Raw genomic sequence first — 21942 nt, 5'->3', positions numbered from 1 at the left:
AGTCGGGGCGTCGTGGTGGTCATCGCCGCACCTCCGGCATGCCCAGCGTGACCGGCTGCCGGCCCTCGCCGGCCGGTGCCCGGCCCACCGGGACCGGCTGGCCCCGTTCGCGCGCGAACGTGATGGACGGGTCGGGCACCCCGGGGGCGTTGACGAAGGAGTCGAACCGGCGCAGCCGGACCGGGTCCTCCAGCACGTCGCGCCACTCGTCGGAGTAGGCGTCGACGTGCCGGGCCATCGCGGCGTCGAGTTCGGCGCACAGGCCGAGCGAGTCGTCCACGATCACCGCGCGGAGGTGGTCCAGCCCGCCCTCCATCGCCTCGATCCAGGCGGCGGTGCGTTGCAGCCGGTCGGCGGTGCGGATGTAGTACATCAGGAACCTGTCGATGAGCTGGACCAGCGCCTCCGTCGACAGGTCGGTGGCGAAGAGGTCGGCGTGCCGGGGCCGGAAGCCGCCGTTGCCGCCCACGTAGAGGTTCCAGCCGGTCTCGGTGGCGATGATGCCGAAGTCCTTGCTGCGGGCCTCGGCGCACTCGCGGGCGCAGCCCGACACCGCCGACTTGATCTTGTGTGGGCCGCGCAGCCCCCGGTAGCGCAGCTCCAGGGCGATGGCCAGCCCGACCGAGTCCTGCACCCCGTACCGGCACCACGTCTCGCCGACGCAGGACTTCACCGTGCGCAGCGCCTTGCCGTACGCGTGGCCGGACTCGAAGCCGGCGTCGACGAGCCGGCGCCAGATCTGCGGCAGCTGGTCGACCCGGGCCCCGAACAGGTCGATCCGCTGCCCGCCGGTGATCTTCGTGTAGAGCTGGAAGTCCCGGGCCACCTCGCCGATCACGATGAGCTTCTCCGGGGTGATCTCGCCGCCGGGGATCCGGGGCACCACCGAGTAGCTGCCGTCGCGTTGCAGGTTGGCCAGGAAGTGGTCGTTGGTGTCCTGCAACGACGCCTGCTCGCCGTCCAGCACGTGGCCGGTGCCGAGGGAGGCGAGGATCGAGGCGACCACCGGCTTGCAGATGTCGCAGCCGCGTCCCCGCCCGTGCTCGGCGACGAGCTGCGAGAAGGTGCGGATGCCCCGGACCCTGACGATGTCGAAGAGTTCCTGCCGGCTGGCGTCGAAGTGCTCGCAGAGCGCGGTGGACTGCCGTACCCCGGCCGCGTCGAGGAGCTGCTTGAGCATCGGCACGCAGGAGCCGCAGCTCGTCCCCGCCCGGGTGCACGCCTTCAGCGCCGGCACGTCCGCGCAGCCGCCGGCGATCGCCGTGTCGATGTCGGCGCGGGTCACCGCGTTGCAGGAGCAGACCTGCGCGGCGGCGGGCAGCGCGCCGGCACCCCCGCCCGCCGCGCCCTCGGGGGCGAGCAGCGCCAGCGGCGGCCCGGGCAGCGGACCGCCGACGCTGGCCCGCAGCGTCGGGTACGCGCTCGCGTCGCCGACCAGGACCCCGCCGAGCAGGGTCTGCGCGTCGTCGGAGAGGACCAGCTTGGCGTAGACCCGGGTGGCCGGGTCGGTGAACGTCACGTCGAGGCAGCCCGGCGTCGTGCCGTGCGCGTCGCCGAACGACGCCACGTCCACGCCGAGCAGCTTCAGCTTGGTGGCGGTGTCCGCGCCGGGGAAGGTGGCCGCCCCGCCGACCAGCCGGTCGGCGACGACCTCGGCCATCGCGTACCCGGGGGCGACCAGGCCGTGGCAGACGCCGTCGACCGCCGCGCACTCGCCGACCGCCCAGATCCGCTCGTCGGCGGTACGGCAGGCGCCGTCCACTAGTACGCCGCCGCGCGGGCCCAGGGCGAGCCCGGCCGCCCGGGCCAACTCGTCGCGGGGCCGGATGCCCGCCGCGACCACCACCAGGTCGGCGTCGAGCACCGTCCCGTCCGCCAGTTCCAGCCCGGCGACCGTGCCTTCCGGGCCGGACCGGATCGCGGTGGTGGCCACGCCCAGGCGGGTGGCCACGCCCATCTCGTCGACGTACCGGCGGAGCATCGCGCCACCGGCCGTGTCCACCTGCACCGGCATCAGCCGCGGCGCGAACTCCACCACGCTGGTGTCCAGCCCGAGCAGCCGCAGCGCGTTCGCCGCCTCCAGCCCGAGCAGCCCGCCGCCGATCACCGCCCCGGTGCGCCGGCCGCGCGCGTGCTCCCGGATCGCCTCCAGGTCGTCAAGCGTCCGGTAGACGAAGACCCCGGGCAGGGCCGCACCGTCCACCGGCGGCACGAACGCGGACGAGCCGGTGGCGAGCACCAGGGCGTCGTACGGGTGCTCGCCGGTCGCGGTGCGCACCAGCCGCCGCTCCCGGTCGATCTCCGTGGCCGGCTCGCCGAGGCGCAGCTCCACCCCGTCGTCGGGGGTGTGCAGGTTCAGCTCCTCGGCGCCGACCCCGTCGAAGAACGCCGAGAGCCGCACCCGGTCGTACGCCGGGCGGCTCTCCTCGGCGAGCACGGTGACCCGCCACCGCCCCTCGGGGTCGCGGGCGCGGAGCGCGTCCACGAAGCGCTGCCCCACCATCCCGTTGCCGACGACCACCAGCCTGCTGATTCGCTCGCTCATGACGGCCCTCCGCTCCGCTGCGTGCCGTCATGAAGCTTCACCGCACTGAGCCTGATGATTCGCTCGCTTCGCTCGCTCATGACGCCACCTCCGCCGAATCCACCTCGGACAGCCAGCCGACGATGCCGGCGACCGCGTCCCGGCAGCCGCCGCACCCCGTGCCGGCCCGGGTCGCGTCGACCACGGCGTCGACGGTCCGGGCCCCGGCCAGCCAGCAGCCCACCAGCGCTCCCTTGCTGACGTCGTTGCACTGGCAGACGGTCGCCGCGTCCGGCATCAGGGCCGGCGTCGCGGCCGGCGCCGCTGCCGCCGCGCCGAACGCCCGGCCGAGCAGCAGCGAGCGCCGGTCGGCCGGCACCGGCTGGCCCCGGTCGAAGAGCTGGATGACCGTGCCGACCGCCGGGTTGTCGCCGAGCAGGATCGCGGCCGTCAGCCGCTCGTCGTGGATGCGCAGCCGGGCGTACGTGCCCCGGGACGGGTCGGCGAAGGTCAGCTCCTCGCCGGTCCCGCCGTGGCCCGGGTCGCCCATGGCGGCGAGGTCGATGCCGGCCGCCTTGAGCCGGGTCACCGCCGGCCGGGGCCGGTAGCGGGCCTGCGGTTCCTCCCCGGTGAGCACCTGCGCCACCACCCGAGCCTGCGCCCAGGCCGGGGCGACCAGCCCGGTGAGGTTGCCGTCGTGCTGGGCGCAGTCGCCGATCGCCGAGATCCGTGGGTCGCTGGTGCGCAGCCGGTCGTCGACCAGCACGCCCCGCTCCACGGCCAGCCCGGCCGCGCGGGCGAGGGCGGTGTCGGGGCGTACCCCGCAGGAGAGGACCAGCAGGTCGGCGGTGAGTGAGCGGCCGTCGGCCAGGTCGAGGCGTACCCCGTCGGCGTCCGCGACCACCCCGGTGGCCGACACGGCCAGGTGGGTGGTCACCCCGAGGCCCGCGAGCGTGCCGGCCAGGACGGCCGCGCCGGCCGGGTCGAGTTGCCGCTCCATCAGGTACGGCACCGGGTGCACCACGCCCACGTCGAGGCCCCGGGCGGCGAGCCCGCGCGCCGCCTCCAGCCCGAGCAGCCCGCCGCCGAGCACCAGGGCGCTGCGCGCGCCGCCGGCCACGGCGAGGATCCGGCGGCAGTCGTCAAGCGTGCGGAACGGCACCACCCGCTCCGGCAGCCCGGGCCCGTCCAGCCCGGGCAGCGGCGGCACCACGGCCCGGCTGCCGGTGGCGAGCACCAGATGGTCGTACGCGATGCGGTCGCCGTCGTCGGTGTGGACCGTGCCGGCGGCGCGGTCGACGGCGGTGACCGTCACCCCCGTACGCAGGTCGACGCCCTGCCCGGCGGCCTCGGCCAGCTCCACGTCCGGCTCGCCGATCTTGCCCGCCAGCAGGGTGGAGAGCATGATCCGGTTGTACGCCCGGTGCGGCTCCGCGCCGAGCACGGTGACCTTCCGGTCCCCGCCCCGGGCGTGCAGCTCGCCGGCCAGCCGCGAACCGGCCATCCCGTTGCCGACGATCACGACACTCTCGCTCACGGCTCGTCCACCCTCTCCAGTCGGACGGCGCAGATCTTGAACTCCGGCATCCCGGAGACCGGGTCGACGGCGTCGTTGGTGACCGAGTTGGCCCGCGCGGCGCCGCCCCAGTGGAACGGCGCGAAGACGGTGTCCGGCCGGATGGCGGTGCTGAGCCGGGCGGGCGCGCAGAACTCGCCCCGCCGGGAGACCACCCGCACCGGCTCGCCGTCGCCGATGCCGAGCCGCCCGGCCAGGTCGGGGTGCAGCTCGACGAACGCGTCCGGGGCGGCCCGGCGCAGCGCGGCGACCCGGCGGGTCTGGGTGCCCGACTGGTACTGCGCGAGGACCCGGCCGGTGGTGAAGTGCAGCGGGTACTCGGCGCACACCTCCTCGGCCGCCGGCCGGTGCTCCACGGCGTGGAACCGGGCCCGCCCGTCGGGGGTGGGGAAGCGGTCGGCGAAGAGCCGGGGGGTGTCCGGGCCGTCCTCGGCCGGGCAGGGCCAGAACACCCCGTCGCGTTCGTCGATCCGCTCCCAGCTCACCCCGGCGTAGTCGGCGGTCCCGCCCGCCGAGGCCCGCCGCAGCTCCGCGAACACGACCCGCGGGTCGCCGGCGTCCGCCCCAGCCCTTCCTTGCACCTGGAGGCGGGCGGTGAGGTCGGCGAGGATCTCCAGGTCGGTACGGACGCCGGGCGGCGGCGGGCGCAGTGCGCGGCGGCGCAGCACCCGGCCCTCCAGGTTGGTCATCGTGCCGTCCTCCTCGGCCCACTGGGCGGTGGGGAGCACCACGTCGGCCAGCGCGGCGGTCTCGGAGAGCAGGAAGTCGGCGACCACCAGCAGGTCGAGATCGCGGAGTCGGCCCTCGATCCGGGCGGCCCGGGGCGCGGAGACCACCGGGTTGGAGCCGAAGACCAGCAGCGCCTTCGGCCCGGCGGGCGTGCCCAGCGAGTCCAGCAGCTCGTACGCCGGCACGCCCGGCCCGGGCAGCTCGTCGGCCGGCACCCCCCAGACCCCGGCGACGTGTTCCCGGGCGGCCGGATCGTCGATCCTGCGGTAGCCGGGGAGCTGGTCGGCCTTCTGCCCGTGCTCCCGCCCGCCCTGCCCGTTGCCCTGCCCGGTCAGGCAGCCGTAGCCGGAGCCGGGGCGGCCGGGCAGCCCGAGGGCGAGCGCCAGGTTGACGAAGGCGGTGACGGTGTCGACGCCCTTGGCGTGCTGCTCGGCGCCGCGCGCGGTCAGGATGATCACGCGTTCGGCGGTGCCGAGGGCCCGGGCGGTCGCCTCCAGGTCGGCCACCGGCACCCCGGAGAGCGCCTCGGCGCGGGCCGGCCACCAGCCGGCCACGCCGCGACGGACCGCGTCGAATCCGGTGGTACGGGCGGCCACGTACTCCCTGTCGACCCAACCCTCGGTGAGCGCGATGTGCAGCAGCGCGTTCGCCACCGCCAGGTCGGTGCCGGGCAGGGGTTGCAGGTGCAGGTCGGCCTGGCGGGCGGTGGCGGTGACCCGGGGGTCGACCACGATCAGCCGGCCGCCGCGCTCGCGCTGCGCGGTCAGCCAGCGCACCAGCGGGGGCATGGTCTCTGCGGGGTTCGCGCCGACCAGCAGCAGCGTGTCGGCCCGGCCCAGGTCGGCCAGCGGGAACGGCAGGCCCCGGTCGATGCCGAAGGCGCGCATCCCGGCCGCCGCCGCCGAGGACATGCAGAACCGTCCGTTGTAGTCGATGTGCTTCGTGCGCAGCGACACCCGGGCGAACTTCCCCAGCGCGTACGCCTTCTCGTTGGTGAGCCCGCCGCCGCCGAAGACGGCGACCGCGTCGCGGCCGTGTCCCTGCTGGACGGTGCGCAGGCCGGTGACGATCCGGTCGAGGGCGGCGGCCCAGCTCGCCGGGCGCAGCTCGCCGCTGGCCGGGTCGCGCAGCAGCGGGGTGGTCAGCCGCTCGGGGTGGTCGAGCAGCTCGGCGGCGGTCCAGCCCTTCTGGCAGAGGCTGCCCCGGTTGGTGGGGAACTGGCGGGGGAGCACCGTGGCCCGGCCCGCCTCCTCGCGCAGCGTCATCCCGCACTGGAGGGCGCAGTACGGGCAGTGCGTCGCCACCTCCCGGGGCGTCCGCCCCGGTCCGGTCGCCGCGTGTGCACCGTCTGTCATGTCGGCAAAGCGTGCCGGGGGGCGATTTCCGGTCCGGGTCCCGTCTGTTTCGGTCCTGTCAAGAGCCGCTCACACCGCACGCGGGCACCGGGCCGGCTGGCGTTTACAATATGGGACAACAATCCTGTTATTTGGGAGGCGCGATGGACGTGGCCGAGGCCTTCGACGCGGTGGCGGGCAGCTACGACGAGGCCCGACGGCGCCTGGTGCCCTGCTTCGACGCCTTCTACGGCACCGCCGTCGAGGTGGCCGCGCCGCCGCTGCGGGCCGCGCTCGCCTCGGGGCGTACCCCGGAGGTGCTGGACCTTGGCGCGGGCACCGGGCTGCTGTCGCTGCTGCTCGCGGCGGCGGTGCCGGGGGTCCGGCTGACCCTGGTCGACGCCGCGCCGGCCATGCTCGCCGTCGCCGCCGACCACCTGCGGTCCCGCGGTGTCGCGCACCGGACGGTCCGGGCCGACCTGGCGGGGGAGTTGCCCGCCGGCCGCTACGACGCCGTGGTCAGCGCGCTGGCCATCCACCACCTCGACGACGCGGGCAAGCGCGAGCTCTACCGGCGGGTGCCGGCGGCGTTGGCCCCCGGCGGCGTCTTCGTCAACGCCGAGCAGGTCGCCGGCCCCACCCCCGCGCTGGACCGGCGCTACCACGAGGTGTGGCTGGGGCAGGTCGCGGCGCTGGGCTCCGACGCCGACGAGATCGCCGCCGCCGAGGGCCGGATGGCGTACGACCGGCCGGCGCCGGTCGCCGCGCAGTGCCGCTGGCTGGCCGAGGCCGGCCTGGTCGACGTCGACTGCTTCTTCAAGCAGTGGCGGTTTGCCGTGTTCGGCGGCCGTCGCAAATAGTCGGGGCCGACGGGATGACTGCCGGTCATACCGGTGGGTAGTCTCCACGGCATGACTGCCAAGGTGACCCTGTCGTTCTCGGACGAGACGATCGAGGAGGCCCGGCGGTTCGCCAAGCGCGAAGGGCTCTCCCTGTCGGCGTGGATGGACCAGGCGGCCCGGGAGAAGGCGCTGCGCGAGGTCTTCACCGCGCACGCCGCCGCCGTCGGCCGGGCCGGGCTCGACCTCGAAGCCGCCGCCCTCGCCGACGCCCGCGAGGTGGGCATGGTCGACGACGCGCTCTTCGGCGGGCGCCCGCGTGCTGCGTAGGGGCGAGGTCTGGCGCATCGACGGCGCCCGGGAACGGCTCGGACTGGTGATCAGCTCCGACGTCTACAACTCCACCGACGTGCCGATCGTGATCGTGGTGGAGGTGGTCGAGGAGGCGCTGCTGCGCGACTCGCCCCTGGCGGTGCCGATGGGCACGTACGTGGTGATGCCCGACCGGATCTCCTCGCCGATGAAGAAGTGGTTCACCGAGTGCGTGGACGTCGCCGACACCGGGACCATGCTCAGGGTCGGCCGGGCACTGCGCATCCTCCAGGAACTCTGACATCTCACCGGCGGCATCCGCCCCCGGTGCGGTCTCCGTTTCCCGCCCGACCCGCGACGGGCACCGTCGGGTAACGCCCGATTCCTAGCGTTCCTCCAGGTCGCACCCGACGAGGAGGAGTCGCCGTGAGCACACTGGCCCCCACCACACCCCCGGCCGAGGCCGTTGCGCCGGCCGCCGGCCGCCGGCACCGCATCGACGACTGGCGGCCCGAGGACCCCGAGTTCTGGCGTACGACCGGGGCGCCGGTCGCCCGCCGCAACCTCTGGGTCTCGATCTTCGCCGAGCACGTGGGCTTCTCCGTGTGGAGCCTCTGGTCGGTGACGGTGCTCTTCCTCGGCCCCGAGTACGGCATCGACCCGGCGGGGAAGTTCCTGCTCACCGCCGTGCCGGCTGCCCTCGGGGCGGCGCTGCGGCTGCCCTACACGCTGGCCGTGGCGCGCTTCGGCGGGCGGACCTGGACGATCGTCAGCGCACTGCTGCTGCTCGTCCCGGCCGTGCCGATGACGGTGCTGCTGGAGCCCGGCGTCTCCTACTCCACCCTGATGGTGCTGGCCTGCCTGACCGGCGTCGGCGGGGGCAACTTCGCCTCCTCGATGGCGAACATCAACCTGTTCTATCCGTCCCGGCTCAAGGGCCGGGCGCTCGGGCTCAACGCCGGCGGCGGCAACCTCGGCGTGCCGGCGGTGCAGCTGGTCGGCCTGGCGGTGCTGGCGACGGCGGGGGCCGCGTACCCCCGGCTGGTGCCGGCGGTCTACCTGCCGCTGATCGTGCTGGCCGCGCTCGCCGCGGCGCGCGGGTTGGACGACATCTCCGGGGCGCGCAACGAGCCCGGCGCGCTGCGCGAGGCGGCCCGCGACCCGCACACCTGGATCATGTCGCTGCTCTACGTCGGCACCTTCGGCTCGTTCATCGGCTTCTGCTTCGCCTTCGGCCAGGTGCTCCAGCTCCAGTTCGCCGAGCGCTTCCCGACCCCGGTCGACGCCGCCTGGCTCACCTTCCTCGGCCCGCTGGTCGGCTCGCTGGTCCGGCCGGTCGGCGGGCACCTCGCCGACCGCCTCGGCGGGGCCCGGGTGACCTTCTGGAACTTCGTCGCGATGGCGGCCGGCGCCTCGCTGGTGCTCCACGCCGCCCGGGAGCGGTCGTTCGGGCTCTACCTGCTCGGCTTCCTGTCGCTCTTCGTCTTCTCCGGGATCGGCAACGGCTCGACCTACAAGATGATCCCGGCGATCTTCCGGGCCCGGGCGACGGCGGAGGTGGACGCCGGTCGGCGGGAGGCGGTGGCGGCGCAGCGCCGGGCCGGGCGGATGACCGGCTCGGTGATCGGCATCGCCGGGGCTGTCGGGGCCTCCGGCGGGGTGCTGGTGAACATCGCCTTCCGGCAGTCGTTCCTGACCGGGGGCAGCGCGGACGCGGCGTACGTCGCCTTCATCGTCGCGTACGCGCTCTGTTTCGGGGTGACCTGGCTGGTGTACCTGCGGCCGGGCCCCCGCCGGCTGACCGGCGTGTGACCCCCGCCATGTATCCTCGGGGGGCCAGGCGGGGGCGGTACCCCGTTTTGACCTGCCGACGGGGCGGCGGGTATCGTTGCCTGCTGTTGTACGACATCCAGAGGCGTGCCGCCTAAGGTACGCTTGGTCGTTCGTGCGCGCCCGGTAACCTCGGCGCGCGACCCCAGACCGACGACGAGACAAGGTATACCTGTGCGTACGTACAGCCCGAAGCCGGGTGAGATCGAGCGTCAGTGGCACGTCATCGACGCCTCTGATGTCGTGCTGGGCCGCCTGGCCACCCACGCCGCCACGCTGCTGCGCGGCAAGCACAAGCCGACTTTCGCGCCGCACGTCGACACGGGCGACTTCGTCGTCATCGTGAACGCGGGCAAGGTCGCGCTGACCGGCAACAAGCGTCACACCAAGGTCGCCTACCGCCACTCCGGCTACCCGGGTGGTCTGAAGCAGGTCGGCTACGACGAGCTGCTGACCAAGCGTCCCGAGCGGGCCATCGAGCTGGCCGTCAAGGGCATGCTCCCGCACAACAAGCTCGGCCGTCAGCTCATCAAGAAGCTGAAGGTCTACGCCGGTGCCGAGCACCCGCACGGCGCGCAGCAGCCGGTGCCGTTCGAGATCAAGCAGATCGCGCAGTGAGCGCGGGCGAAGGAAACAGCATGACCGACATCACCGAGACCGAGGTTGCCCCCGAGGAGGCCACCGAGGCGCCGGCGCCCGTCGCCCGCGCGCCGCGTGGTGACCGCCCGATCCAGACCGTGGGTCGGCGCAAGGAGGCCATCGTCCGGGTGCGCATCGTCCCCGGCAGCGGCAAGATCACGTGCAACGGCCGTGACCTTGAGGCCTACTTCCCGAGCAAGGTGCACCAGCAGCTGATCAAGGACCCGCTGGTCACCGCCGAGAAGCCGGAGGCCTTCGACGTCATCGCCAACCTGCGTGGCGGCGGCACCACCGGTCAGGCCGGCGCGCTGCGCCTGGCCATCGCCCGGGCCCTGATCGTCAGCGAGCCGGACGACCGTCCGGCGCTGAAGAAGGCCGGCTTCCTCACCCGGGACGCCCGGGTCAAGGAAAGCAAGAAGTACGGCCTCAAGAAGGCCCGTAAGGCTCCCCAGTACTCGAAGCGCTGATCATCAGCGGCGCGTTGTACTTCTGACGGACGGCCGGGTTCACCTCCCCTCGACGGGAGGTGGCCCGGCCGTTCGCCTTTCCTGGACCGTTTCATCGGAGGTTGGCGGGTATGGGCCGGTTGTTCGGCACGGACGGCGTACGCGGGCGGGCGAACGCGGATCTCACGCCTGAGTTGGCGCTGGCGGTGGCGGTCGCCGCCGCCCACACGCTCGCCGAGTCGGACCGGAGCCATCCCCCGCTGGCCGTGGTCGGGCGGGACACCCGGGCCAGCGGCGAGATGCTGGAGGCCGCCGTGGTCGCCGGGCTCACCAGCGCCGGCGCCAACGTGGTCCGGGTGGGCGTGCTGCCCACCCCGGCCGTGGCGTTCCTCACCGCCGAGGCCAAGGCCGACCTCGGCGTGATGCTCTCCGCCTCGCACAACCCGATGCCCGACAACGGGATCAAGCTCTTCGCCGCCGGCGGGCACAAGCTGCCGGACGAGATCGAGATGCGGATCGAGGCGGCCGTCGAGGCGAACGCCACCACCGCCTGGGAGCGGCCGGTCGGCGCCGGCGTCGGCCGGGTGCACGACCTGCTCGACGGCGCGGACCACTACGTGCAGCACCTGATCGGCACCCTGCCGCACCGCCTCGACGGGCTCAAGGTCGTGGTCGACTGCGCCAACGGCGCGGCGGCCGAGGTGGCGCCGGTGGTGTACCGGGAGGCCGGGGCCGAGGTCGTCGCCATCTACGCCGAGCCGGACGGCCTCAACATCAACGACGAGTGCGGCTCCAACCACCTCGAGGCCCTGCGGGCCGCGGTGGTCGAGCACGGCGCGCACCTCGGCATCGCCCACGACGGCGACGCCGACCGCTGCGTCGCGGTGACCGCCGACGGCGACGAGGTCGACGGCGACCAGGTGATGGCGATCCTCGCGCTCGCGATGCGGGAGGCCGGCACGCTCACCGACGACACCCTGGTCGCCACGGTGATGAGCAACCTCGGCCTGCGGCTGGCCATGTCCGCGCAGGGCATCCGCCTCCTGGAGACCAAGGTCGGCGACCGGTACGTGCTGGAGGAGCTGCGCGCGTCCGGCCTCGCGCTGGGCGGCGAGCAGAGCGGGCACATCGTGATGCCCGCGTACGCGACCACGGGCGACGGCGTGCTGACCGGGCTGCACCTGATGTCCCGGCTGGCCGCCACCGGCAAGTCCCTCGCGGAGCTGGCCGGCGTGGTGACCAGGCTGCCGCAGGTGCTGATCAACGTCCCCGTCGGCGACCGTACGGTCGGCGCGGCCGCACCCGCCGTCCGGGCCGAGGTCGAGCGGGCCGAGGCGGAGCTGGGCGAGACCGGCCGGGTGCTGCTGCGCCCGTCCGGCACCGAACCGCTGGTCCGGGTCATGGTCGAGGCCGCCACCGAGCAGGTCGCCCGAAGCGTCGCCGAGCGCATCGCCGAGCAGGTCCGCACCGCCAGCCCGACCGCCTGACCTTTCGCGTCGGCCCGGGCCCGCCATCGGCGGCCCGGGCCGACGCCTTTCCCGGACCGGTCCGGCGGCCGAATGCCGCGCAGCCCCCGCGTCAGCACCGCCGACGTCCGAAACCGGCCACGCACCGTCGACGTCCGGGACCGGCCACGCACCCGCCGACGTTCGGGACCGGCCACGGTGCCCGTTCCGGCCGGCCGGTCTACAGGCGCAGGCCGGCGGCCCGCTGGAAGGTGGCCGCCGGGTCCTCGCCGTCGGTGAGGTCCACGTCCTCGACGATCCGCCCGTCGCCGAGGCGGATCAGCCGGTCGCACCGGGCGGCCACCGCCCGTTCGTGGGTGGCGAGCAGGACCGTCATGCCGTGCCGGTCGCGCAGGTCCAGCAGCAGGTCGAGGATCTGCCCGCCGGTGGTCGAGTCGAGGTTGCCGGTCGGCTCGTCGGCGAGCAGCAGCCCGGGGGAGCCCATGAGCGCCCGGGCGATCGCGACCCGCTGCTGCTGGCCGCCGGAGAGCTGGGCCGGCAGGGCCCGCTCCCGCCCGGCCAGGCCGACCGCGTCGAGCAGCTCCCGGGCCCGGGCGGCGTGGTCGGCCCGCCCCCGGCGGGGCAGCACCGGCACGACCACGTTGTCCAGCACGGTGAGCGCGGGCAGCAGGTGGTAGCGCTGGAAGACGAAGCCGACCCGCTGCCGGTACCGGGTCAGGGCCGACCGGCCGAGCGCGGTGATCTCCTGCTCGTCCACGGTGATCGTGCCGGCGTCCACCTGCTCGATCGCGCCGATCATGTGCAGCAGCGTCGACTTTCCGGATCCGCTGGGCCCGGTCAGCGCCACCACCGCCCCCGCCGGGATCTCCAGGGACACGTCGTCGACCGCCGTCACCTGCTGCGGGCCGGCCCCGAAGCGCCGGACCAGCCCGGCGACCCGGACCGTGCTGCCCGTCGTCGTCTCCATCGTCACTCCTCCGCGAGCAGTCGGGCGGTCGGCAGCCGGCGCAGCAGCGCGGCCGGGACCAGGGCGGCCACCGAGGTGACCAGGACACCGGCCGCCGCCACCGACGCGGCGACCGCGACCAACGTGCCGGGCAGGGCGCCGACCAGCCAGGCCGCCCCGGCCAGCCCGAGGCCGGCGCCGGTGACCGCGCCGAGCAGGCCCAGGGCCAGCCCCTCGTAGGCGATGAGGCGGCCCAGCGCGGCGTCGCTCCAGCCGACCGCGCGCAGGGTGGCCAGCTCGGCGGCCCGGTCCCGGATGTTCAGGTAGAGCACGTCGGCGACCGCGGCGGCACCGAGCAGCACCGTCGCGACGGCGGCCATGGTGTCCGCGCCCCGCACGCTCAGCGACACCGTGTCGCCGAGCAGGCTGCCGACGATGGCACCCCGGAACGCGTACCCGGCGGCGGCGACCAGGGTCAGCGCGGCCACCCCGATGGCCAGCGCGCCGGCCCCGAGCAGGGTGCGGCCGGGCGTACGGGCCAGGTTGGCCAGGGCCAGGCCGACCAGGGTGCGCGGCCGGCGTACCCACCGGGCCGTCGCCACCGCCGGGCGCAGCGCGGCGGCCGGGTGGGCGCGCGCGGCCCGCAGGGCCGGCGTCAGGCCGGCGACCAGCGCCAGCAGCAGTGCCACCGGTACGGCCAGCAGCGCCCGCCGCCATCCCACGTCGATGCCGAGCGCGGCGCCGAGCGGGACGGCCAGCGCCAGGGCGAGCAGACCGGCGGCCAGCCCGAGGGCGGCCACCTCGCCGAGGATCAGCGCGCCGATCCGCCGGGCGGGCCAGCCCAGGCAGGCGAGCACCGCCAGCTCGGACCGGCGGTCCCGGACGGCGGCGGCGACCGCGTTGCCGAGGAAGAGCGCGCAGACCACCAGCACCAGTACGAACAGCGCGACGCTCTTGCGGTCCACCGCCTTCGTGATCACCGAGGCGACCCCGAGCGCCGACCACTCCTCGGTCAGCCGCAGCGCCGGCCGGCCGAACGACCCGGCGGGCAGCTCCACGGCCTGCGGGGCGGGGGACGAGCCGAGGGTGATGTCGACGTCGAGCCCGGTGACCTGGGCGATCCGCTCGGCGACCAGCCTGACCTGCTCGGCGGCGCGGTCGCTGTAGCCGCCCACGTCGGCGACCCGGACCCGGATCGCGCTGATCGGGGCGGCGAGCTGCGGACTGCCGCCGCCCGCCAGCAGCTTCGGCACGCTGGCGAGGCTGGTCAGCAGCAGCGGCGGGGCGGAGAGGTGGCCGGCCGGGTTGCCGCCCGGCTCCAGCGGGCGCCCGCCCAGGGCGTCGCGGCTGCGGGCGTCCGCGCCCTGCGCCGACGGCGGCTCGTACGTCTCCAGCGGCACCCGCCCGACGTCGCTGAAGCCGGTCAGCTTCGCCGGGTCGAAGACCCCCACGGCCCGCCAGCTCCGGTACAGGGTGCCGGGCACGGCCTTCTCCAGCGCAAGCCTGCGCAGCGACCGTGCCCCGGTGTCCTCGGCCAGCCAGGGACGCGGGTAGGGGTTGAACGTGGCCTGGTCGCCGTAGACCGCTGGATCGGCCGCGGGAAGGACGCCGACCCGCAGCGTGCCGTCGGGCAGCCGGTCGTAGCGCGTCGGGCCGGCCTGCACCATCGTCTGGAGCTGGCCGAAGCAGCAGCCGTCCGGGGAGAGACCCGTGGCGAGCCGGGTACGCCAGCCAGCGGCGACGTCGTGGTGAGCCTCCCCGGCGGGGAGGACGGGACCACGCCCCAGGGCCTGTTCCAGCTCGGCGAGCCCGACCCCGGCCGGGCGGGCGGCGGGCAGCCGGGTGAAGCTGGCACGCAGTTCCTCGTCGACGAAGGGGCTGCTGGTGGCGAGCACCGGCACGGAGTGCATCTCCGCCCCGCCCGTCCGTTTGACGGCGACGGCGTCGTCCTGACCCAGCGCGCGCCCGTCGACCAGCGCGCCGCCGAGACCCACGAGGCGGTCCTCGGCGGCCGGGTCGACGGCGGCGAGCAGGAGCGGCACCGTCAGACTGACCGCGATCCGCAAACGGTCCGAGGTGGACGAGGATTCCGTCCCGCCGTCGGCGAGGACGCCCCCGCCGGCCTCGAACCGGCCGTCCGGGAGCAGCCGTACGGCCACCAGCGACCACTCCTGGCGCTCGGAGTACGCGCCCGGGCTGCCCAGGGTGGAGCGGGGGTCGCAGACGGCCTGGGTGCGGCCGTCGGGCAGCACCTCGCGGGGCGCGGCCCACCCGCACGCGGCCCACGGATAGCTTCGCCCGTCGGTGTACGGGGTGGAGTCGCTGGACTGGGCGACGTCGGTGCGGGGGTAGATCAGCGGGTGGGTGGTGACGTACACGAAGCGGGGCCGGCCCGGCGCGCCGGACAGGCCGCGCTCGGCGACGAAGCGCGGGTCGATCCGGATGACCTGCCGGTCGAGCGAGCGGTCGACGGCGTCGGTCAGGTCCAGCGGGGTCGGCACCGGGGCGGTGGAGTAGCCGAGCATCGCGATGGGGGCGGCGACGTCCACCCCGGTGACCGCCTTCACCTGGTCGTACTGCGCGGTGGTGATGCCGCCGAAGAGGCCGGAGAGGTAGTTGGGCTGGACCAGCCGGCGTTCGGCCTCCAGCGGGGTACGCGTGCCCTTCGGGCGGACCAGGATGTCGTAGGCGGCGTCGGTGTTCCGCTCGACGGAGCCCGTGACGTCGAGGCGGGAGGTGGTGGTGGCGCCGGTCAGCACGACGAACCCGGTGGTCGCCACCAGTACGCCGAGCAGCAGCGCCACCGACCGTCCCGCACGGCCGCGAAGCTGTCTCCAGATGATGTCGAGCATGTCGCGCCTCCCCGTGTGCTGAGCACACTGTGCGCGATACATTGTGACAATGCAAGGCCCGGCGGCGGTCAGCCCCCGGGTCGGATCGGAGTAGACGGTGGCGATACAGCACGCGGTCCTGGCCCTGCTCGCCGGCGGCCCCAGCTACGGCTACGAGCTGAAGGGCGCCTTCGAGGAGGCGGTCGGCCCGCAGTGGGGACCGCTCAACATCGGGCACCTCTACCAGATCCTCGACCGGCTCTCCCGCGACGGCCTGGTGGTGGCCGAACGGCAGCCCCAGCCGGTCAAGCCCGACCGGGTGGTCTACGAGATCACCCCGGAGGGCCGGGCCGAGCTGGCGCGCTGGCTCGGCGAGCCCAGCCCGCGCAGCGGCGGGTTCCGGGACGACTTCTTCCTCAAGGTGACCGCCTCGGCCCGCTCCGGCGAGCCGGCCACGGTGCGCACGGTGCTCGGCAACCAGCGCGGTCACCTGATGCGTGAGCTGCGCAACCTCGACGGGCTGCGCCGCCGGGCCGACGACCCCGTGGTCGGCCTGCTGCTCTCGGCGGCGAGTCGACACGTCGAGGCGGACCTGGCCTTCGTCGACGACGCCGAGCAGGTGCTGCTCGCCGACGGCGGCGCGGCGCTCGCCCGGCTCCGGGCACCCCGCTCCGAGGCGGCGTCGCCGGAGCGGGGGACCGGCCCGACCCGGGCGGCCGGCTGACGCTCAGGCGTACGACCCGACCCGACCCGATCCGGCCCGGCGCGGACGGCGTCGAGCGCGGCCGGCCGCCGGGAGGCTCAGGTCGCGGACAGCCGACGCAGCCGGGTGACGGCCTCGGTCAGCACCTCGGGGCGCTTGCAGAAGGCGAAGCGGATCAGGTGCCGACCGGCCTCGGCGTCGTCGTAGAAGACCTGCGTCGGCACGGCGACCACCCCGCACCGCTCGGGCAGGGACCGGCAGAACTCCACCCCGTCCCGCCCACCCAACGCGCTGACGTCGGCGGTGACGAAGTACGTGCCCTCCGGCGCGAGCACCTCGAACCCGGCGTCGGTGAGCCCGCCGACGAGCTGGTCGCGGCGGGCCTGCATGCCGTCGCGGAAGTCGGCGAAGTAGTCGTCCGGCAGGGCCAGCGCCACCGCGACCGCCGGCTGGAGCGGTGCGGCGTTGACGAAGGTCAGGAACTGCTTCACCCGCAGCACCGCCGAGACCAGCGCCGCCGGCCCGCTCACCCAGCCGACCTTCCAGCCCGTGCAGGAGAACGTCTTGCCGGCCGACGAGATGCGCAGCGTCCGCTCCCGCATGCCGGGCAGCGTGGCCAGCGGGACGTGCGGGGTGGACGCGTCGGTGAAGACCAGGTGCTCGTACACCTCGTCGGTCACCGCGTACGCGCCGTGCTCCCGGCACAGCTCGGCGACCAGGGCCAGCTCGTCGGGGGTGAACACCTTGCCGGTCGGGTTGTGCGGGGAGTTGAGCAGCACGAGCCGGGTGCGCGGGCCGAACGCGGCGCGCAGGGCGTCGGGGTCGAAGGCGTACCGGCCGTCGGCGGCGGGGCGCAGCGTGACCGGGCGCCGGACCGCGCCGGCCAGCGCGATCGAGGCGGCGTACGAGTCGTAGTAGGGCTCGAAGCAGACGACCTCGTCGCCCGGCTCGCAGAGCCCGAGGATCGTCGCCGCGATCGCCTCGGTGGCGCCCGCCGTCACCACGATCTCGCCGTCCGGGTCGTACTCCAGCCCCCAGAACCGGCGCTGGTGCGCCGCCACCGCCGCGCGCAACGCCGGGACGCCCGGGCCCGGCGGGTACTGGTTCTGCCCGGTGCGCAGCGCCTCCGCGGCGGCGGCCAGCATCTCCGGCGGCCCGTCGGTGTCGGGGAAGCCCTGACCGAGGTTGACCGCGCCGGTGCGCACGGCGAGGGCGGACATCTCGGCGAAGACGGTCGTCCCGAACGGGCGCATCCGGGCCACCAGCGGATCCACGTCGGCGGTCGTCACGCCCGCCAGCCTACGGACTCCCGGCGCGGCTTCAACCCCCGCCGAGGGCGGCCCCGACCGCCCGCGACCGTCGCCGGCAGCACCGTCGCCCGGCGGAGCTATGTCACGGAGAGTGCCGCTTCCCCTCCGATCGCTCAAGTTGGGTGATCGTTTACCCGGCTTTCGCGCACGCGCGATGAGTGGAACTAGGTTAGGCTGCGGGACATGTGTGGAATCGTTGGTTACGCCGGCGCGCGCCCGGCGCTCGGCATCGTGCTCGACGGACTGCGGCGGCTGGAATACCGCGGCTACGACTCGGCCGGCGTCGCCATCGTCTGCGACGGCGCGCTGCTGACCGAGAAGAAGGCCGGCAAGCTGGCCAACCTGGAGAAGGTGCTCTCCGAGCGGGCCGCCGAGGATCCCACGTCCTGCGCGGCCAGCCCGATCGGCATCGGCGACGGCACCACCGGCATCGGGCACACCCGCTGGGCCACCCACGGCGGCCCGACCGACCGCAACGCCCACCCGCACCTGGCCCCCGACGGCCGCGTCGCCGTGATCCACAACGGCATCATCGAGAACTTCGCCAAGCTGCGCGCCGAGCTGGAGGCCGACGGCGTCCAGTTCACCAGCGACACCGACACCGAGTGCGCCGCGCACCTGCTCTCCGCCGCGCTGGCCGACCTGCGCGCCGCCGGCCACCCCGACGGGCCGCAGCTGCTCGCCGCCGGCATGCGGGTGGTCTGCCAGCGGCTGGAGGGCGCGTTCACGCTGCTCGCCGTCGACGCCGCAGTGCCCGGCGCGGTCGTCGGCGCCCGCCGCAACTCGCCGCTCGTCGTCGGGCGGGGCGAAGGGGAGAACTACCTGGCCAGCGACGTGGCCGCGTTCATCGAGCACACCCGGGAGGCGGTGGAGCTGGGCCAGGACCAGATCGTCCTGATCACCGGCGACACCATCGAGATCACCGACTTCGCCGGCGAGCCCGCGAGGGGCAAGGACTTCCACATCGACTGGGACTCCTCCGCCGCCGAGAAGGGCGGCTACGACTGGTTCATGCTCAAGGAGATCGAGGAGCAGCCGCAGGCCATCGCGGACACGCTGCTCGGCCGGCTCACCGACTCCGGCGAGATCATGCTCGACGAGGTCCGCCTCAGCGACCAGGACCTGCGCGACGTCGACAAGATCTTCATCGTCGCCTGCGGCACCGCGTACCACTCCGGCCTGGTCGCCAAGTACGCCATCGAGCACTGGACCCGGATCCCGTGCGAGGTGGAGCTGGCCAGTGAGTTCCGCTACCGCGACCCGGTCCTCGACCGGTCCACGCTGATCGTGGTGATCTCGCAGTCCGGCGAGACGATGGACACCCTGATGGCGCTGCGGCACGCGAAGGAGCAGAAGGCCCGCGTCCTGGCCATCTGTAACACCAACGGCTCCACCATCCCCCGGGAGTCCGACGCGGTCCTCTACACCCACGGCGGGCCGGAGATCGCCGTCGCGTCCACCAAGGCGTTCCTCACCCAGCTCGTCGCCTGCTACCTGATCGGCCTGCACCTGGCCCAGGTGCGCGGCATCAAGTTCGCCGACGAGGTGGCCGCCGTGGTCGCCCAGCTCCAGGAGATGCCGGGCAAGCTGCGCGAGCTGCTGGAGCGGATCGAGCCCGTCCGCGAGCTGGCCCGCGACCTGAAGGCCGAGCCGACCGTGCTCTTCATCGGTCGGCACGTGGGCTATCCGGTGGCCCTGGAGGGCGCGCTCAAGCTCAAGGAGCTGGCGTACATGCACGCCGAGGGCTTCGCCGCCGGCGAGCTGAAGCACGGCCCGATCGCGCTCATCGACAAGGGCACCCCGGTCATCTGCATCGTGCCGTCCCCGGTCGGCCGGGGCATGCTGCACGACAAGGTGGTCTCCAACATCCAGGAGGTACGCGCGCGCGGCGCCCGGACCATCGTGATCGCGGAGGAGGGCGACGAGGCGGTCGTCCGTTACGCCGACCACCTGATCTACGTGCCGCGTACGCCGACGTTGCTCGCGCCGCTGGTCACCACCGTGCCGTTGCAGGTCCTGGCGGCCGAGATCGCCGCCGCCCGGGGGCACGACGTGGACCAGCCCCGCAACCTGGCGAAGTCGGTCACGGTCGAGTAGTCGCGCCGCCCGACGACGGGCCCCGTCCACCGCGCCGGTGGGCGGGGCCCGCCGCGTTGCGCGGGTCAGCGGCCGAGCACCACCCGGGCCATCCCGTCGAGGGCCGGGTTGTCGGGCGCCCAGTAGCCCGTGTGGCCGTGCCGGCCGCTGGGGAACGTACGCCCGCCGAAGCCCGGGTGGGACGGGTCCTGCCCGAACCACAGCTCCCGCTCCGGCGCGCCGAGCAGCGCCCCGATCGCCGGGCCGACCGGCGACGCGCCCAGCAGGGACCGGCGGGCCAGCTCGTCCGGCGACCGGGCCCACCGGATCACGTCGTCCGGCGCGGTGCTCGCCCAGACCTGCCCGGGCGGCACGCCCAGCTCGCCCGCGTGCGCGACCCCCACCCCGGGCGAGCCGACGAAGACCAGCGCGTCGGCGGCCAGCCCGTGGTCGCGGGCGGCCGTGCCGACCACCAGCGAGCCGTAGCTGTGCCCGAGCACGGTCTGCCGGCCCGGCGGCCCGTCGTGGGTCTCCCGCAGCCCCTCCTGGAACCGGTGCAGCGCCGGGCCGGCGTTCTGGGCCTGGCCCGGCCACGCCGCCTCGTGCAGGAAGTCGGGGGCGTCGTAGTCCAGCCAGAGCACCGCGGCGGCCTCCTCCTCGGGGGCGAGGGCGGCGCAGCGGGCCAGCACCCGGGCCGCGCGACCCAACTCGCCAGGCACGTCGTGCAGTCCGGCGGTCATCCCCGGCACGTAGGTCAGCACCCGGGCCGACCGGTCGGGGTTGCCCAGCGCCACCACCGCCTGTCCCTCGCCGCCCGTGCCCAGCCCCAGCAGGTACGCCCGGGGCTGCTCGTCGCCCGCCAGGCGGGCGGCCAGCGCGTCCAGCCCGGCCAGGGACTTCCCGATCCGCGACAGCCCGGCCAGCTCGACCGGCCCGCGCGGCACCCGCTCCAGCAGCCGTCGCCGCGCGGCCAGCAGTTCCTCCCGCCGCGCCCCGAGCAGCAGCCGGTTGGCCTGGTCGCGGGCGGCCACCGGCACCCCGTCGAGGCGGCCGAGGAGCCCCGGCTCGTGCGCGACGAGCCACCGGCGCTGCGCGGAGGTGAGCCCGGCCCACCAGGCCCGCACCGAGGCCGGGTCGGCGCCGGCCTTCGGGCGGCCGGGCGGCGGCCGCTCGGCCCAGCCCGCGCGGGCGGCGCCGGCCAGCGCGTCCAGCCGGCCGGCGGCCTCCCGGTCGGCCGCACCGGCCAGCTCCAGCGCCGCCCGGATCGCCGCACCCACCTCTCCCGCCCCGGCTCCGCCCGCCCCGGCCGCGCTGGCTCCGCCCGCGCCGGCCCCGGGTGCGCCGGCCCCGCGCGCTCCGGCTCCGGACGCGCCGGCCCCGGTCGTCCCGGCCCCGGGCGTGCGGACCACGGGTGCGCCGGCCCCGGACGCGCCCGTCCCGGGGCGTGCGGTCGCCGGTGCGCGGGCGGGGTCGGCGGTGACCCGGCCCTGCCGGTCGACCAGCAGTCCGGCCGCGTCGGCGCGGGCCACCGCGGCGGCGAGCCGGGCCTTGGCGGCGGCCAGCCGGCCGGCGAACTCGGCCAGCACCTGGTCTGCCTCGATCAGGGCGGGGGAGACGGCGGTCAGCTCGGTGCGCAGGGCCGCGAGCCGGGCGTCGGCGGCGACGCCGGCCCCGCCCGACCAGCCGGACCGCAGCACCGCCGCGCCGGCGGCCAGCTCGTCGGCCCGCCGCGCCACCGGGCCGGTCAGCCCCCGCCAGGCCACCCCGGCCGCCCGCCACGCGTCGGGATCGGCGGCCCACAGTTGCCGGTAGCCGACGTCCGCCGCGCGGTCGGCGGGGTGCGCCGGGCGCGTCGGCGGCGTAGGGCGTGCCGGGGACGCCGGGCGTGCCGGGGGCGCCGGCGGGACCGGGCGCGCCGCGTGCCCGGCCGGGGCCGACCGCCCCGGCGCCGGGGGTGCCGGCGCGTTCACCGGGGCAGCGCGGTGAGGCGGCCGGCCGCCCGGTCGTCCACCGCCTCGTACGCCTCGGCGGCGGAACGGACCGCCCCGGCCGTGTGGGCCACCCGGGCGCCGAGCCCGCCGAACCAGGCGTGCACGGCCGACTCCAGCCCGGCCGACGCCGCCCCGGTCGACCACTCCGGGGCCGGCACCACCAGCCCGGACGCCCCGGCCAGCCCGTGCGCCAGCCGGTACGCGTCGTCGTCGAGCCCCCGCGCGGCCCGGCGCAGCGCGTCCGGTCGTACGGTCAACGGCTGATCGGTCATCCTCGGCCCCCCGCCTCGCGAAAACATCGACGGCCGCGACGCTAGGCGTCGTCCACACCCCCGCGCGTGGCCTGTGGACGACGGCCCGCCCGCGTACGGCCGCGTCGTCCACAGGCGT

General features: G+C 75.3%; 17 protein-coding genes. 9 read left to right on the top strand and 8 right to left on the bottom strand.

Annotation, left to right across the window (positions count from 1 at the left end):
• Positions 1-19 precede the first annotated feature (19 nt).
• The 3 genes from nirB to ACGFNF_RS07375 form a co-directional block, all read right to left on the bottom strand.
• The gene (nirB, locus tag ACGFNF_RS07385) at positions 20-2545 is read right to left on the bottom strand and encodes a nitrite reductase large subunit NirB (protein ID WP_393166456.1); all 2526 of its coding nucleotides are present in this window, start codon (positions 2543-2545) and stop codon (positions 20-22) included.
• A 76-nt stretch (positions 2546-2621) separates the two neighbouring features.
• The gene (locus tag ACGFNF_RS07380) at positions 2622-4061 is read right to left on the bottom strand and encodes an FAD-dependent oxidoreductase (RefSeq protein ID WP_393166453.1); all 1440 of its coding nucleotides are present in this window, start codon (positions 4059-4061) and stop codon (positions 2622-2624) included.
• Positions 4058-6094, bottom strand: coding sequence for a molybdopterin oxidoreductase family protein (locus tag ACGFNF_RS07375; RefSeq protein WP_393166855.1), 2037 nt, complete (start codon positions 6092-6094; stop codon positions 4058-4060). Before ACGFNF_RS07375 ends, ACGFNF_RS07380 begins: the two co-directional genes overlap by 4 nt.
• A gap of 233 nt (positions 6095-6327) precedes the next feature.
• Here ACGFNF_RS07375 and ACGFNF_RS07370 point away from each other — a divergent pair, with 233 nt between their 5' ends.
• The 7 genes from ACGFNF_RS07370 (at position 6328) to glmM (ending at position 11716) form a co-directional block, all read left to right on the top strand.
• Positions 6328-7023 carry a class I SAM-dependent methyltransferase gene (locus tag ACGFNF_RS07370; RefSeq protein ID WP_393166450.1) on the top strand — a complete coding sequence of 232 codons (696 nt, stop codon included), beginning with the start codon at positions 6328-6330 and terminating at the stop codon, positions 7021-7023.
• Between the two features lie 51 nt (positions 7024-7074).
• On the top strand, positions 7075-7332 hold the full coding sequence (locus tag ACGFNF_RS07365) for a DUF6364 family protein (protein ID WP_132230932.1): 258 nt from the start codon (positions 7075-7077) through the stop codon (positions 7330-7332).
• Positions 7322-7615: a hypothetical protein gene (locus ACGFNF_RS07360; RefSeq protein ID WP_357579634.1), complete on the top strand. Its 294-nt coding sequence runs from the start codon at positions 7322-7324 to the stop codon at positions 7613-7615. The genes ACGFNF_RS07365 and ACGFNF_RS07360 overlap by 11 nt, the downstream gene beginning before the upstream one ends.
• Positions 7616-7740: 125 nt before the next feature.
• A complete protein-coding gene (locus ACGFNF_RS07355; protein WP_393166447.1) occupies positions 7741-9126 on the top strand; it encodes an MFS transporter in 1386 nt (461 codons plus the stop codon).
• Positions 9127-9318: 192 nt separating this feature from the next.
• Positions 9319-9762, top strand: a complete 444-nt coding sequence (gene rplM / locus ACGFNF_RS07350) for a 50S ribosomal protein L13 (RefSeq protein ID WP_088998398.1) — start codon at positions 9319-9321, stop codon at positions 9760-9762.
• A gap of 20 nt (positions 9763-9782) precedes the next feature.
• Positions 9783-10250 carry a 30S ribosomal protein S9 gene (gene rpsI / locus ACGFNF_RS07345; protein ID WP_121399850.1) on the top strand — a complete coding sequence of 156 codons (468 nt, stop codon included), beginning with the start codon at positions 9783-9785 and terminating at the stop codon, positions 10248-10250.
• Positions 10251-10360: 110 nt separating this feature from the next.
• Entirely contained in the window at positions 10361-11716 is a 1356-nt protein-coding gene (gene glmM, locus ACGFNF_RS07340) for a phosphoglucosamine mutase (RefSeq protein ID WP_393166445.1), read from the top strand.
• A 199-nt stretch (positions 11717-11915) separates the two neighbouring features.
• Here glmM and ACGFNF_RS07335 read toward each other — a convergent pair whose 3' ends face one another.
• Both ACGFNF_RS07335 and ACGFNF_RS07330 read right to left on the bottom strand, forming a co-directional pair.
• Positions 11916-12662 carry an ABC transporter ATP-binding protein gene (locus ACGFNF_RS07335; RefSeq protein WP_357579636.1) on the bottom strand — a complete coding sequence of 249 codons (747 nt, stop codon included), beginning with the start codon at positions 12660-12662 and terminating at the stop codon, positions 11916-11918.
• Between the two features lie 2 nt (positions 12663-12664).
• Positions 12665-15493 carry an FtsX-like permease family protein gene (locus ACGFNF_RS07330; RefSeq protein WP_393166443.1) on the bottom strand — a complete coding sequence of 943 codons (2829 nt, stop codon included), beginning with the start codon at positions 15491-15493 and terminating at the stop codon, positions 12665-12667.
• A 97-nt stretch (positions 15494-15590) separates the two neighbouring features.
• Between ACGFNF_RS07330 and ACGFNF_RS07325 the strand changes: the two genes are divergently transcribed.
• Positions 15591-16196 carry a helix-turn-helix transcriptional regulator gene (locus ACGFNF_RS07325; protein WP_393166441.1) on the top strand — a complete coding sequence of 202 codons (606 nt, stop codon included), beginning with the start codon at positions 15591-15593 and terminating at the stop codon, positions 16194-16196.
• A 77-nt stretch (positions 16197-16273) separates the two neighbouring features.
• Here the strand turns inward: ACGFNF_RS07325 and ACGFNF_RS07320 are convergent, their stop codons facing one another.
• Positions 16274-17464 (bottom strand): pyridoxal phosphate-dependent aminotransferase, encoded by a 1191-nt coding sequence (locus tag ACGFNF_RS07320; protein WP_393166439.1) that lies wholly within the window; start codon positions 17462-17464, stop codon positions 16274-16276.
• Positions 17465-17668: 204 nt separating this feature from the next.
• Between ACGFNF_RS07320 and glmS the strand changes: the two genes are divergently transcribed.
• On the top strand, positions 17669-19582 hold the full coding sequence (glmS, locus tag ACGFNF_RS07315; RefSeq protein ID WP_393166438.1) for a glutamine--fructose-6-phosphate transaminase (isomerizing): 1914 nt from the start codon (positions 17669-17671) through the stop codon (positions 19580-19582).
• A 65-nt stretch (positions 19583-19647) separates the two neighbouring features.
• On the opposite strand, the gene ACGFNF_RS07310 is transcribed toward glmS, so the two are convergent.
• Both ACGFNF_RS07310 and ACGFNF_RS07305 read right to left on the bottom strand, forming a co-directional pair.
• On the bottom strand, positions 19648-21531 hold the full coding sequence (locus ACGFNF_RS07310) for an alpha/beta hydrolase (RefSeq protein ID WP_393166436.1): 1884 nt from the start codon (positions 21529-21531) through the stop codon (positions 19648-19650).
• Positions 21528-21824, bottom strand: coding sequence for a type VII secretion target (locus tag ACGFNF_RS07305; RefSeq protein WP_393166434.1), 297 nt, complete (start codon positions 21822-21824; stop codon positions 21528-21530). Before ACGFNF_RS07305 ends, ACGFNF_RS07310 begins: the two co-directional genes overlap by 4 nt.
• Between the last annotated feature and the right edge of the window lie 118 nt (positions 21825-21942).

Source organism: Micromonospora sp. NPDC048868, assembly GCF_043198195.1.
Classification (GTDB): domain Bacteria; phylum Actinomycetota; class Actinomycetes; order Mycobacteriales; family Micromonosporaceae; genus Micromonospora; species Micromonospora reichwaldensis.
This window is presented reverse-complemented; position numbering and strand designations above follow the sequence as displayed.

What these genes read in the sequence shown, in the direction of transcription:
- ACGFNF_RS07330 (WP_393166443.1), bottom strand. Translation starts at nt 15,493, where the DNA reads ATGCTCGACATCATCTGGAGACAGCTTCGCGGCCGTGCGGGACGGTCG.
- ACGFNF_RS07335 (WP_357579636.1), bottom strand. Translation starts at nt 12,662, where the DNA reads ATGGAGACGACGACGGGCAGCACGGTCCGGGTCGCCGGGCTGGTCCGG.
- glmM (WP_393166445.1), top strand. Translation starts at nt 10,361, where the DNA reads ATGGGCCGGTTGTTCGGCACGGACGGCGTACGCGGGCGGGCGAACGCG.
- ACGFNF_RS07370 (WP_393166450.1), top strand. Translation starts at nt 6,328, where the DNA reads ATGGACGTGGCCGAGGCCTTCGACGCGGTGGCGGGCAGCTACGACGAG.
- glmS (WP_393166438.1), top strand. Translation starts at nt 17,669, where the DNA reads ATGTGTGGAATCGTTGGTTACGCCGGCGCGCGCCCGGCGCTCGGCATC.
- nirB (WP_393166456.1), bottom strand. Translation starts at nt 2,545, where the DNA reads ATGAGCGAGCGAATCAGCAGGCTGGTGGTCGTCGGCAACGGGATGGTG.
- ACGFNF_RS07365 (WP_132230932.1), top strand. Translation starts at nt 7,075, where the DNA reads ATGACTGCCAAGGTGACCCTGTCGTTCTCGGACGAGACGATCGAGGAG.
- rpsI (WP_121399850.1), top strand. Translation starts at nt 9,783, where the DNA reads ATGACCGACATCACCGAGACCGAGGTTGCCCCCGAGGAGGCCACCGAG.
- ACGFNF_RS07375 (WP_393166855.1), bottom strand. Translation starts at nt 6,094, where the DNA reads ATGACGCTGCGCGAGGAGGCGGGCCGGGCCACGGTGCTCCCCCGCCAG.
- ACGFNF_RS07305 (WP_393166434.1), bottom strand. Translation starts at nt 21,824, where the DNA reads ATGACCGATCAGCCGTTGACCGTACGACCGGACGCGCTGCGCCGGGCC.